Here is a 12246-nt window from a genome sequence, read left to right on the forward strand (position 1 = left end):
CCTTTCTTTGATAACACTATTTTACCATACATCATCTCAAAAATATATAGCATAAATTTAATTTATTCTATACTAGTGTTCCGAATACAATGCTACTTTCTCTACGTTTATCAAACGCTTATGTCTATTGCTTTATGATACGCATCAGATATTTCATTCTTTGCCTAATTATTCAAATATACCTGATATGTTAGATTTTAGTATCAAGCGTTGCCTGTGCAGGAGATTTCCCCGACTCTGCCAATTCTCTTGTAACACTATCTAATGCACCATCTTTAATTTGCTTACCAATTTCCCAGTTAGGATCAGCCTTTTTTGCGGCATCATAAAATGCCTGTCTGTAAATTCTCTCATATTTTTCAAGGGTGTACCCGGCAGCCAATCTGTCCTTTTTCTGCATTTTGCAGTACAAATTGTTATATACCTCGGAACGTTTTGTTGTATCTCCATTGTGGACATCGTTTTCACGCAGGAACTCTTTTTTTGTCAGTTCATACATTTCTTCTTTGCTGCTATCCGGAATTGATATGATCCGTTTTCTCGAATTTTCATTTTCGTCTGTCACTAAAAGCCCCGCCAATCCATTAACAGGATTGATATAATCTCCGTCCTTGTCATAATGACTCATCAGATTTTTTATTCCCTGAATATTTCCATACATCGCACCGTTTCCGGCAGACATCATCTGTTTTACAGCGGCTTTGTATTGTTTGCTGTTTGTGTCAATCCCGGCAGCTTTTAACTGGGACTGAACAGAACTGCTGTTCAACTGAGACAACTGAAAACTGCCTATTGCATTTACTCCTGATGTCCCGAATGATTTTTGAAATAAAAAAGCATAATCTGTAATCTTTGACATAAAACATCCTCCCATCTCTATTCCAAAAAATTATAACTTTTCCAATGTTAATAATCTGCTCAGTTTCTCTATTTCCTTTATCGGATAAAATAACCTGTTCTCCTAGTCCCATATCATCAAACGACCATATTACGCATACAAAGACCATCTCTTTACAAGATAACTACCGCCTTAAATTCATTTTCATCGCAGGAAAGCACCATATCACCGCCATATTTATCCACAACTGCTTTTACATTTAACAGTCCAATGCCGTGATGATCCCCTCTTTTGCTCTTTATCGTGTCATTTTCAATTTCCACCTTTTCTGTCACCGGATTTCTCACCGCAAATATCAGTTTATGATCTTCGCACTCTAATTTCAGATGAATGACCGCTTTTCCGGTATTTTTCAGTACCTTTTCACTCTCCCGGATTGCATTATCCAATAAATTAGAGAGCAGAATCACAATCTCTTCCTCCTCTAGACATATCTCCTGCAAATCCCCTACTTTCAGGATAACCGCTATGTGTTTCTCCTGCATGCTGCGGTACTTCTGGTTTAAAACAGCATTGACCACCGGATGGTTCGTGTTGATTGCCGACATCTCGACAGCTATGCTCTCTGTCAGCTTCTGCGTAAATGAAAGTGCCTCATCTGTGTGTCCATTCTTTATCAATGTCTGGATCGTGGAAAGCTGATTTTTATAATCGTGCATTTTCCTGCGCTGACGCTCATAGATTTCTTCCCGGTCCTGATAATCTGCAATACGATTTTTCTGATTTTGTTCCGTAAGTACCGCAATTTTTATTCTCTCTTCTTTTTCAATGGTATTCTGCATGAACTCCATAAGGATAAGGTTAATCGCAACCAGTCCCACCGAAAGAAATAAAAATACATTCTGCATATCATCGTTTTCTGAATAAAACATAAGAATGAAACCGACCACCGTAAATACAGGAACACAGAAAAACTGAAACCACTCTTTTCCTGTAATCAGACCGTAGCTTTTTCTTGTCTTGCTAAATCTTCTGATAAACAACATCAGAATGATAAAAGCCGTCTTTGATATCAGTGCCTGTAAAAACCATTTTTCTTGGATTGAACCTCCTCTTCCCAGCAAAACAGTCACATAATCAATCAATACAAGCATTGTATAGTTGATGATTGAAAATAAAAAACTCTGCCGGAAGGAGACCTCATAATAAGCCAGATTTAGGAAAGACATAACCAGTATAATCAGGATACATTTTAACATTCCGATCCATACCCCTGTGACTGCTGCCAGACAAAGCACTCCGCAATAAACAAAAAATCTGTATCTGTTCCTATATCCGCCATCTCTTTTTTCCATAAAAGTATCAAAAAAGTATAGCGTTCCTTTTACTTCCAGCATTTCCGCAATAAATATCAATACCCAGAATGTCATGTTATTCTTCTCCCTTATACAGCATATATTCCCTCTTTACCTGTGCATATCGTGCCTTGGGAACCGGAATCTTTTTTCCCGTGGTAAGTGTCATCACATATCCGCTGATTTTTGTAATGTACCTCATATATACAAGAAAACTTAAATGCGCCCGCACGAATCCCATATCCTTGAATTCATTTTCCAGTTCATCCAGTTTTTTATAAATTTGAAATGTCCCTTTTTCTGTATAAAATACATTTTTGTGAAGCTCTGTTTCTATATAAATGATGTCATCTGCATAAAGTTTTATCGTTCCTTCCACAAAACGAAATTTGAGAATTCTACAGTTTTTATTAATTTCTGCTATCAAATCATCCATACATTCTTCTATGGTGTCTGCAAGGTTATCTTTCAGCAGAAAACGGCTTGCTTTCACCTTATATCCATCCAGTGCGTAATTCATGTATGCCGTCACCAGCACAACCGGAAGTTTTGGATATTTTTCTTTAATCCTCATAGCTGTTTTCAGCCCATCCATCCCCTGCATATTGATGTCCTGAAATAATAGCTGACACGCTTCCAAAGCCGATTGTTCTTCGCATAACTGTTCTCCAGAATCATATTCTGTAATAGCAAACTCATAATTCTTTTTTTCACCATAGTCTGACAGCAAATCTGACAGATTTTTTCTGTCATCTATCCTGTCATCACAAATAATAATGTTCATATTTTTCATTCCTGTCTTTGATTTCTCTCATGCCTGTAAACCATACAAGTCTCACCTGGCACTCTTTATTATATCAAACAAATCTTTCACTCGATCATTCTCTGCATCAAATGACTATTTTCCGCATAGAACGACTATCTCCTATAGAAACGCAGAAGCACTGTATCTCAAATTCTTTGAAATACAATGCTTCCCTGCATTTTCTATATCGTCATGTTGATATTATTACTTTACTATCCACATTTGCTATCCTGTGAATGTCTGTTTGCTGATATCTTTTCTGTGCCAACATATCTCAACGCAATAATTACTATTGATTCTTTACCTGTCCGGGGAGATATTTTTCCTTAATCTTTCTTGCATCTCCACTTAATGAATAGTAGAATATTACAAAGTTTTTGACTGACCACTCATCAAAAAACGATACTGCACAGACTTTCCATCTATACAATATCGTCTTTCTACCCATTATTATACTTTCATTGTCTTTGCCAGTGATGTAAGTAATGCTGCCATCTCCGGATTACCCAGTACTTTCATCAGCAGCTCTGCATAGGTACAATTTTTACTATTCGTGATAAGCTTAACTAAGTGACATTGGTTCAGAACCCCCACCACACAAATTCGCAAAACCGCACAATACTCGTGCTTTCTCGCTGCTACGCAGCTAATTTTGCTCATATGTGGGGTGGTAACTCTATTCGAGTTCCCTTAAAATAAAAAAAATTGCCCCTTACATGCAAGCATGACGTATCAATTTTTCTTATTTCAATGGGTTCTGAATAGTTACCTTTTTATATAAAAAGCCCCAAACCGGACCGGTTCAGGGCATATTCATATAATCACTTATACAGACTACAATATTGGCACAAAAAAACTCCCGGAATGTATCAAACAATCCAGAGCAACGAAAATCTACACGTCATCCAATATACGCAGTCTATATTCATCTTCTTTCATCCAGACTATACTGTCGGCTTCGGAATCTCACAGAATCATGCCTAACGGCTCGTGGGCTATACCACCGGTAGTGAATCTGACCCTGCCCTGAAGATTTCTATTCACTTTTCTTACGTTGCTGTATGGCTACCTAAAATGAATTTTAAACAATAAAAACAAGACCTCCCATTACACTTTTCAGTATCTGAGAGGTCTGTATTTATAAAAAGTTTAATCGACTGACAGTCCAATTTCATTTAACGCCAAAATGTTTTCTTTTACACATAGAATTTCTTTATTTGCTGTATATTCTCGCCTCATATGGTTGCAACCATTCGGACTCCGTTTCATGATAATTGCACAATACACATTTTTGATCAATTTTTTGAAACATCAGCTTTTCATTTGTAAAATTCACGATCACCAATAAACCTTTGCCGTTTACTTCTCTTTCATATGCAAATAATCCCGGATATTCTTCGTACATCGGGCGAAACTCCGCCTGTCTCACAATATCTGCATGGTCATGGTAACACTGAATCAAACGCTTATAATAATTGTACAATGAATCCGGATCATTCACCTCACTCTGTGCATTGATTGTTCTATAATTATCATTGCATTTAATCCATGGCTTTCCACACGTAAATCCTCCATTTTCCGAGTCATCCCACTGCATCGGCGTTCTTGCATTATCTCTTCCTAACTCTGAAAAGTATGCAAGTACTTCATCCGGATCCTTGCCCTGTCCGACCGCTTCCTCATAGGTTCTTTTCGCCCTTATATCATCCATATCATTAATATTCTTCCACTTAACATTGGTCATACCAATTTCCTGTCCCTGATATATAAAAGGCGTTCCATATAAAAAGAAATAGATACTCGCCAGTGCCGATGCGCTATAGAAACTAATATTTTCTCTTTCCAGAAATTTGTTCAGGCATCTGGACTGATCATGATTTTCTAAAAAGATAGCACTCCAACCGATTCCGCTATTATGCGCTACATGTGTAAACATTTTTTTCTTCCACCGTTCTACCGCATGAATGCTTGATTTATCATTTTCCCCTTCCATATTTTCCCATCCAAAATCGAAAATCATGGAAAAGTAACCATTCTTTCCGGCATACCGTTCAAAAGCAGCATCGTCTACCCCCGGTGCTTCGGCAACTGTCATGCAGTTATATTTATCAAAGCACTGCTCTTTCATCTCATCAAGGAATGTTCCGATTCCCTTATAATCCGTAAGTTTTTCAACCGGATATCGTTCCCCATCATTCGTAGGACGACTGGCAAAACTTAAGTCTTTTTTGATAAAGGTAATTGCATCGATACGAAAACCGGCGATTCCTTTTTCCAACCACCAATTTATCATCTCATAAATTTTTTGACGCAGCTCTTTGCATTCCCAGTTCAGATCCGGCTGTTCCTTCGCAAACGTATGATAATACCATCTGTCATCCGGTAATCTCGACCATACGGATCCGCCAAAATTGGATCGCCAGTTATTCGGTTCTTTATCATTCTCCGTTGTTCGGAAGTAAAAATAAGACGCTTCCTCACAATTAGGATCCTTCATTGCCTTCTGGAACCATTCATGCTGATCCGAGCAATGATTGACCACCAGATCCAATATTATTTTAATCTTTCTTTTTTGAGCCTCCTCTATTAAATGCTCCATATCCTCGTTTGTTCCAAAGATTGGATTTACCTTGTAATAATCCGATATATCATATCCATTATCCACAAGTGGAGAAGCGTACATCGGGCATATCCATAATACATCTACGCCTAGATTTTGGAGATAATCAAGTTTCCGGATAATTCCGTTAAAATCTCCGATTCCATCTCCGTTGCTATCCATAAAACTTTGCGGATAAATCTGATACACTACGGACTCTTTCCACCAATTGTTTTTCATTCACAAATTCCTCACCTTACTTTATTGCCCCTTCTGTAATACCTTTTACAATGTATTTTTGACTAAACAAATAAAAGATAATAATAGGAGCCATGCACATAACCAATCCGGCAGAAGCCAAATCCCAACGTTTTGCAAATTGTCCAAAGAACAGATATGTTTTTAAAGGCAACGTCTGTAAGCCCTGTTTATTAATAATCAGCGATGGTAATAAGAAGTCATTCCATGTTCCCATAACATTAATAACTGCAACCGTGATTATAATCGTTCTCATCAAAGGAAGCACGATCGAAATAAACAGACGTATTGAACCACACCCGTCAATTGTAGCGGCTTCCTCCAATTCCTCCGGAATATTTTTTATGAACCCATGAAACATTATGATTGCCATACTTGTTTGAAAGCCCATATACATAAAGATCAAGCCACCACGAGACAGCAAACCGATTTTGCTTGCAAATCCAACCAATGGAAGCATGACACACTGAAATGGAATCAACATAGAACCGGCAAATATCAAAAAAATAATCTTACTTGCTTTGGTTTTATAACGTACAAGTACCCAGGCCGCCATAGCCGATATCAACAGCACCAGAACCGCTGTCACTACCGTGATAAGCAGCGAATTCATAAAAGATCTTATGTAATCCAGTTCTTGAAACGCATTCTTATAGTTTTCAAGTGTAAATGTTTCTTTCGCCGGAAATCCCAACACATCTGTAAAAATCCCCTTGGTCGTCTTAAACGAATTCATAATCAAAATATAAATCGGAAACAAAAAAATGCATCCAAGAATAAGTCCTGTTACTCCATAAGCGATTTTTTTCTTCATTACATTTCAACCTCCTTGCGCTTTGTTATAACCAACTGCGTAATTCCAATTCCTGCCACAATAATCAGAAAAACGATTGCCTTTGCCTGCGCAAAACCAAATTCATTTGCTCCAAAGGCAGAATTGTAAATGTTTAACGCAATCATTTCTGTTGATTTGTATGGTCCACCTTGTGTCAAAGCTAAATTTTGATCAAACATTTTAAATGAACTCGAAATAGATAAGAATAATCCGATTGTAAACGCAGGCATCATCAACGGAAGGATGATATATCTCATGAGCTGCCATGAATTTGCTCCATCAATTCTTGCTGCCTCCTTAACCGATTCCGGTATCTGCTGAATCTGCGCAATATATACGATCATCATATATCCCGACATCTGCCACACAGTCAAAATCAACAATCCTATAAATCCGGTTTCCGGATTCGACAGCCATCCGCTAAAGGCTGCAATTCCCGTCTTTTTTGAAAAAGCTTCAAAAATCGATATAAAAATAAACTGCCAAGTAAATCCAAGCAATAATCCGCCTATCATATTTGGCATAAAGAAAATTCCACGTAACAGCGTTGCGCCTCTAAATTTCTGTGTCACTAACAACGCCAGACCAAAGCCAACAAGGTTTACCAATACAACTGCGCACACCGAAAAAAGCGCAGTAAATAAAAAAGCATGTACAAATGAGTCATCTCTCGTAAAAATGTCAATAAAATTTTGAAAACCTACAAACTTAACGTCCGAGCCTACAATTCCATTCCAGTTTGTAAGGGAATAGAAAAATCCAATACATGTAGGTATGATTACAACAATACAAAATGCAATTAATGACGGTGCCAAAAAGCCCCAAAACCGTAATTTACTTTTTCTCATACTTCTTCTATCCGTCCTTTCCAAACAAAGGATTTTACCCTTATTTGAATTTCCGGGATAGAAGCTCTATCCCGGAACCCTCTTTAACTCTTACTAGTTGTTCTGTTGTTTTCTTAACTTACTCCACTGCTCGATACAGGTCTTTGTAACCTCATCCCAATCAGCTTCTCCGGCAAGATATTTCTGTACTTCTACACCAGCCACCTGCTGACCCCATGTATTTGGAGCTCCACTGTATACCCATCCGTTCATGGTATTTCCGGAATTATTTGCATCCATAATTCTCTGTGAAAGTGGATCGGATGCTTTTATTCCATCAAAATTATCATATGGAGGAATAAACTTACAATCATTCACAACAATTTTCTGTGCTTCCTGATCGGTGAACATCCAATTGATGAAGTCTTTTGCAGCAGCTTTCTGCGCATCGGTTGCCTTGCTATGAATTGCCCAATATCCTGATACACCTACAAAATACTTGCCATCTGAATATCCCGGAACAGAATATGGTAACATATCCAATTTTTGAAGGACTTCCGGATCCGTTGTCTCTACTGCTGGAGCTACCCAGTTTCCCTGCTTGATACATGCAACACGTTCAATGGCAAGTCCACCCTCTAATGATGTTGTGTAGTCTACAGAATTAAGATTTGCCGTATTGTTGGCATTGGTTGTATAACTGGCCTGAAAATCAACCATTTTCTTATAGTCTTCAAAGCCGGTTCCCGGAAGCGAATCTGCCGCATATGCTTCATTCGGAGTCTTAAAGTCATGTGTTAAAGCAACATTAGCGTCATGGTCTCCTGCAATCCATAACTCCTTTGTCGGGTATTCCATAACAGCTTCCAGATTCGGATATTTATCCTTCATCTCACCATTATCGATTTTCTCTTTCAAAGTATCAAAACCGGCCTTCATGCCTTCGAAATTCATCATAGAATCTACAGAAACTCCAGCATCCTCAAACATCTGCTTATTAATAACGAATCCATAACCTTCCATGTATAACGGAATGGCATATACTTTTCCGTCTTTTGTAAAAGTATCCGTTGTTCCTTCTAATGCGTGCTGCATAATATCCAGATCAGAAACATCTTCAATAACATCTCCGTAATCTTTCATGTCCGAAAAACCACCTACAGAAAAGATTGTTGGTGGATCCGACTGCATCTTTGCTTTCATTGATGCGCCAAAATCATTTCCTGTGACAGCTTCAAGATTAATTTCTACATTTGGATGATCCTTTTCATATGCTGCAATTAATTTCTTGTATCCTTCATTTGCCTCAATCTTACTCTGGAAAATTGTAATCTTTACATTTTTTCCACTGTTTGCTCCTGTCGAGGTATCTGCAGAATTTCCGCATCCCACAAATAATCCCCCAAGCATTAGCACTGTCATTCCAACTGCTACTAACTTCTTTGCTTTCATATATATTCCTCCCTTTTGTGAAACTGTTCCATATCTGATCAAAAAAAATTTTTCATCTATGGATGCCTCGTTTTGTGCCACGGAACTGTCCACATCATTTGTGGAACTGTTCCATATCTGTAATATACACTATGCGTAACTATATTGCAACATAAAAATGCAGTTTATTCACAGATTCGTTACTATATCCAAAAATCATCTTGATTTTTTATTAAAAATCACTAGAAAAAGGAGACTATGAAGAAAAGTCTGTAAATAATAATCTTCTATGATAATGATTGAGCTGGAAGCACTAAATTGAAGCTTCCAGCTCTTGTTTTATATATACGACATGATTTCGGGCATGTCAAGAACAGACGTCAAAAACGTCCTTCTCATCATGCATACAGATTCTGTTATTCTTGGAGTCGTCCCTCATACATAATGCTGAGTTCGCCGTAGACCTGTCCCCAGTTTCGAATGCTCATAGTCCATTTTTTAGTGGCTTCGAAAGTTGCCAGATACAGGGCTTTCAGGAGCGCTGTATCACTTGGAAATACGCTTCTCTTACGGTTGAGCTTACGGTAGGTAGAATTCAGACTTTCGATAGCATTTGTCGTGTAAATAACCTTTCTGACATCCGGTGAGAACTTAAAAATCGGTGTTATTGCATCCCAGTTATCATACCAGCGTTTCATGGAATTTGGGTATTTTACGGTCCATTTTTCAGTAACTCGATCCAGAGCCAGTCTAGCCTTCTCTTCATCGGAAGCATGGTAAATCGTTTTTAGGTCGGAAGCGAACGCTTTTCTGTCCTTATCCGGAACATATTTTAACGTGTTTCTTACCTGATGTACAATACATCTCTGATACTCTGTTTTTGGAAATGCAGCGGCAATTGCCTCTTTAATGCCACTAAGACCGTCAGCGCAGATAATCAGGATATCCTTTGCACCACGATTCTTCAGCTCATTCAGAACAGACAGCCAGTACTTTGAACTTTCATTATCACCGACAGTGATTGAAAGAACCTCTTTTTTTCCTTCTGTGTTGATGCCAAGAATGACGTAGGCAGCCAGCTTTCTGATCACTCCATTATCGCGTACGGAATAATGGATGGCATCTATATAGAGGATCGGATATACCTCATCCAGCGGTCGATTTTGCCAGTCTTCGATCTGAGGCAGAATTTTATCTGTAACGTCTGAAATAAAGCCTTCTGATGTCTCAAAACCGTAGATATCTTCGATGGTTTCGGATATTTGCCGAGTTGTCATTCCTTTTGCATACATGGAAATAATCTTCTGATCGATATCAGAAATATCCTTCTGACGTTTCTTTACAATCTGTGGCTCAAATGTTGATTTACGATCCTGCGGAACATCGATATCCATGCTGCCATAGCTGCTGTTTACACGCTTTGATTTATATCCATTGCGGTAATCATCGCTATCAGATCGTTCAGATTTTTGGTAACCAAGATGATCATCCATTTCTGCTTCCATCATCTCTTTGATGGTGCCGTCAAGCAGATCCTTAAGCGCATCCTGGATATCTTCAGCGATTTCAATATCATACTCCTGAAGAAGTTGCTGAATGATGTTTCGCTTTCCTTCTGTCATTACTACTTTGTGTACAGGTTTCTTTTCTCTTCTTGCCATAATAAAAGGCCTCCTATGATTTATATTTTACCATAGAAGACCTTGCTGTTATTAGCTATTTACAGAAAAAGTTTCACACACTCCTTTGTGCCAATGCTCTCCATTCTACAAAGTATCGCCCTTTTTATATTTTACAGGAACCAATACTTCCCTTTTCTTAAGCGGTTGATCATTGATCAGTTTAATAAGCATATTCACACTTTCCTTTGCAACCTTCTTCGCATCCTGTACAATTGAATCAATCGAATGGTAATTGAAGTCCGTGGCATAAGTTCCATCATAAGCCAATATTTTTTTGTTTTTTTCTGTCTTGAGGAAGGCGGCTGCACACAAGTCCAAAGCCATAATTCCATCAACGTCCGGATATTGATCCAATAATGTTCTGGTACGTTTCATACACAATTGATAGTTTACAACTTCCTCCCATTGAAAAGATTCAATGATAACCTCCCTATTATGCTTCTCCATAACATCGATAAGGGCTCTCGCGCTATCGGCAGAGGCAAGTTCCATCCTGGTCGGATCACTAAAGCACATCACTTTTTTACAGCCTTTTTCCAAAAACAATTCGCCCGCTAAAATTCCTCCCTGATGATGATCCGATGTCACCAGCGGGATTCCCGGTATAATCCGATCCAGTGAGATAATTGGTTTCTCAATATTCATATAATATTCATCAGAAAGAAACGCAGATCCTACAATCAGTCCATCGAACAGATTACGTTCCAATGTATCAAGATATTCTCTTTCCTTGTCCTGATTTCCTCTGGTATTACAAATAACCACATTATATCCGTATTGATCTAATTCTGCCTCAAGATAATTCCAAAGAGTTGAGAAATACGGATGGATAATATCCGGTGTCATAACACCGATAATACCCGTTCTTTTCTTATACAGATTTCTGATCCACTGATTAGGAATATAATCTAGCTCCTCTACCGCCTTCTTAATTTTGTTTTTGCTTTTCTCTGATACATATCCGCTACCATTTAACGCTCTGGATACCGTGCTGGGTGCTACATGTGCCAGCTTTGCAACTTCTCGAATGCTTGCCATAATCTCTTCTCCTCACTTGTGTAATTGCAAACGAATTGCCCTTATATTCCCCTTTATCCTCTTAATTAAATCCGACAACCTTCTGCGACAATCGATAAGCCGCAACCGAAATCTTGCGGCCTCCCTTACCCGGAAGATTCATGGTCTGTCCCATAATGCCATTGCGGAGTTGCTGGAAGATTATAATATCTTTTTCCTTAATATACTGAAGTTCTATTTTATTATACACCTTTTTGTCCATGGAGTCGAACTATTTTTACTTAACAGTCTCTTAAATAATCTATTTAGGATTCATTTTATGCTCATATTTTATTTACAAACTTCTCATAATATCCACATATCATGTATGGCATACCTGATCGGCGGATATTTTATTTATGTTACGATCACTTTCGTTATCAAAGGACTGATCATCTCCGCAGTGCTTTATCCGGCACTGATTGCCGTACCATATATCCGTCAGCAGTCATTCGGCATTGCAGATAAGCAGTAATTTTCATTGTTTCATATACTTAAAAGAAGGAGTTTCCGCTAATGGGTGCGCCCCATAAGGGGTGATTTGCGCAGCAAATCAACGG

10 protein-coding genes, 1 pseudogene and 1 riboswitch are annotated in these 12246 nt (G+C 38.3%); of the genes and pseudogenes, 1 reads left to right on the forward strand and 10 read right to left on the reverse strand.

Annotated elements, in window-relative coordinates; genetic code table 11:
* Positions 1-190: 190 nt before the first annotated feature.
* The 10 genes from NSA57_RS15945 to NSA57_RS15990 form a co-directional block, all read right to left on the reverse strand.
* On the reverse strand, positions 191-859 hold the full coding sequence (locus NSA57_RS15945) for a DUF3879 family protein (RefSeq protein WP_257465404.1): 669 nt from the start codon (positions 857-859) through the stop codon (positions 191-193).
* Positions 860-1011: 152 nt separating this feature from the next.
* Positions 1012-2268: a sensor histidine kinase gene (locus tag NSA57_RS15950; RefSeq protein ID WP_257465405.1), complete on the reverse strand. Its 1257-nt coding sequence runs from the start codon at positions 2266-2268 to the stop codon at positions 1012-1014.
* A gap of 1 nt (position 2269) precedes the next feature.
* The gene (locus NSA57_RS15955) at positions 2270-2977 is read right to left on the reverse strand and encodes a LytR/AlgR family response regulator transcription factor (protein ID WP_257465406.1); all 708 of its coding nucleotides are present in this window, start codon (positions 2975-2977) and stop codon (positions 2270-2272) included.
* A gap of 944 nt (positions 2978-3921) precedes the next feature.
* A riboswitch (FMN riboswitch) is annotated at positions 3922-4036 on the reverse strand.
* 175 nt (positions 4037-4211) lie between these two features.
* A complete protein-coding gene (locus NSA57_RS15960) occupies positions 4212-5837 on the reverse strand; it encodes an alpha-glucosidase (protein ID WP_016285569.1) in 1626 nt (541 codons plus the stop codon).
* A 16-nt stretch (positions 5838-5853) separates the two neighbouring features.
* On the reverse strand, positions 5854-6669 hold the full coding sequence (locus tag NSA57_RS15965) for a carbohydrate ABC transporter permease (RefSeq protein ID WP_117686648.1): 816 nt from the start codon (positions 6667-6669) through the stop codon (positions 5854-5856).
* Complete coding sequence (locus NSA57_RS15970) at positions 6669-7538, reverse strand: carbohydrate ABC transporter permease (protein WP_257465407.1); 870 nt, start codon at positions 7536-7538, stop codon at positions 6669-6671. Before NSA57_RS15970 ends, NSA57_RS15965 begins: the two co-directional genes overlap by 1 nt.
* A 93-nt stretch (positions 7539-7631) precedes the next feature.
* Entirely contained in the window at positions 7632-8969 is a 1338-nt protein-coding gene (locus NSA57_RS15975) for an ABC transporter substrate-binding protein (protein ID WP_257465408.1), read from the reverse strand.
* A gap of 395 nt (positions 8970-9364) precedes the next feature.
* Positions 9365-10609, reverse strand: a complete 1245-nt coding sequence (locus NSA57_RS15980) for an IS256 family transposase (RefSeq protein WP_257465409.1) — start codon at positions 10607-10609, stop codon at positions 9365-9367.
* Positions 10610-10714: 105 nt separating this feature from the next.
* Positions 10715-11668, reverse strand: a complete 954-nt coding sequence (locus NSA57_RS15985) for a LacI family DNA-binding transcriptional regulator (RefSeq protein WP_015517754.1) — start codon at positions 11666-11668, stop codon at positions 10715-10717.
* A gap of 61 nt (positions 11669-11729) precedes the next feature.
* Complete coding sequence (locus NSA57_RS15990) at positions 11730-11897, reverse strand: hypothetical protein (RefSeq protein WP_257465410.1); 168 nt, start codon at positions 11895-11897, stop codon at positions 11730-11732.
* A 111-nt stretch (positions 11898-12008) separates the two neighbouring features.
* Here NSA57_RS15990 and NSA57_RS19825 point away from each other — a divergent pair.
* Positions 12009-12080 (forward strand): annotated as a pseudogene (locus NSA57_RS19825) (ECF transporter S component); the annotation flags it as partial.
* Positions 12081-12246: the final 166 nt, after the last annotated feature.

It is taken from the genome of Blautia caecimuris (assembly GCF_024622975.1).
Classification (GTDB): domain Bacteria; phylum Bacillota; class Clostridia; order Lachnospirales; family Lachnospiraceae; genus Blautia_A; species Blautia_A caecimuris.

Excerpts from the sequence above, each read along its gene's own strand:
- NSA57_RS15945 (WP_257465404.1), bottom strand. The coding sequence starts at position 859 with ATGTCAAAGATTACAGATTATGCTTTTTTATTTCAAAAATCATTCGGG.
- NSA57_RS15950 (WP_257465405.1), bottom strand. The coding sequence starts at position 2,268 with ATGACATTCTGGGTATTGATATTTATTGCGGAAATGCTGGAAGTAAAA.
- NSA57_RS15955 (WP_257465406.1), bottom strand. The coding sequence starts at position 2,977 with ATGAACATTATTATTTGTGATGACAGGATAGATGACAGAAAAAATCTG.
- NSA57_RS15960 (WP_016285569.1), bottom strand. The coding sequence starts at position 5,837 with ATGAAAAACAATTGGTGGAAAGAGTCCGTAGTGTATCAGATTTATCCG.
- NSA57_RS15965 (WP_117686648.1), bottom strand. The coding sequence starts at position 6,669 with ATGAAGAAAAAAATCGCTTATGGAGTAACAGGACTTATTCTTGGATGC.
- NSA57_RS15970 (WP_257465407.1), bottom strand. The coding sequence starts at position 7,538 with ATGAGAAAAAGTAAATTACGGTTTTGGGGCTTTTTGGCACCGTCATTA.
- NSA57_RS15975 (WP_257465408.1), bottom strand. The coding sequence starts at position 8,969 with ATGAAAGCAAAGAAGTTAGTAGCAGTTGGAATGACAGTGCTAATGCTT.
- NSA57_RS15980 (WP_257465409.1), bottom strand. The coding sequence starts at position 10,609 with ATGGCAAGAAGAGAAAAGAAACCTGTACACAAAGTAGTAATGACAGAA.
- NSA57_RS15985 (WP_015517754.1), bottom strand. The coding sequence starts at position 11,668 with ATGGCAAGCATTCGAGAAGTTGCAAAGCTGGCACATGTAGCACCCAGC.